Genomic DNA, 683 nt, shown 5'->3' with positions numbered 1-683 from the left:
GAACCCCTGATCCGACCCCGAGAGCACCCCCGATCGTGCGGCCGACCTGTTTGGATGCAGGGGTGAGCACAGTCCCCGGCCCCGCCGTCCGCCCCCCGCGCCCGAGAACCGCTTCGTGCTCTGGCTGCGCGGCCTCGACCTGCCTCGCCGCCCCGGCTGGATCGGCGGCGTCTGCGCGGGGATCGCCGACCGGCTCGGCATCGACCCGCTGATCGTGCGCGGGATCGTGCTCGTCGTCGCGGTGCTGGGCGGGCCCGCGCTCCTCCTCTACGCCGCGGCCTGGCTGCTGCTGCCCGACCAGGACGGCACCCTGCCGGCGGAGCGGCTGCTCCGCGGCTCGCTCGACCGGGTGCACGCCGGGATCGGCGTCCTCGTGCTCGCCTCGATGCTGCCGGTAGCGCAGGGCTTCTGGTCGCTCGGCGGCGCGTACACCGGGGCGATGCCCTGGGCGCCCGCGACCGGGCGGACGCTGTGGTCGCTCGTGGTGCTCGGGTTGATCGTGGCCTTCGTGGTCTGGATCGTGCGGCGGAGCCGGCGATCGGACGACGCGGCCGCTCACCCGGCCCAGGGCTCCCCGTCCGCACACCCCTCCGCGACGCTCCCCTACCCCGCGCACGATCAGCGGGTCGATGCCGAGCCGGTCGGCGATCCCCGCGCAGACGCCGCCGATCCAGCCGGGGCGG

1 pseudogene is annotated in these 683 nt (G+C 76.0%); it reads left to right on the top strand.

Features of this window, described 5'->3' with window-relative positions:
* Positions 1-115: 115 nt before the first annotated feature.
* A pseudogene (locus C5C27_RS18860) lies at positions 116-238 on the top strand (PspC domain-containing protein); the annotation flags it as partial.
* Positions 239-683 lie beyond the last annotated feature (445 nt).

Origin of the sequence: Rathayibacter sp. AY2B7, assembly GCF_002931635.1 — a bacterium.
In the GTDB taxonomy this organism is placed as follows: Bacteria; Actinomycetota; Actinomycetes; order Actinomycetales; family Microbacteriaceae; genus Rathayibacter.
Note: the sequence above shows the minus strand (reverse complement) of the source record. Positions and strands in the feature narration are given on the sequence as shown.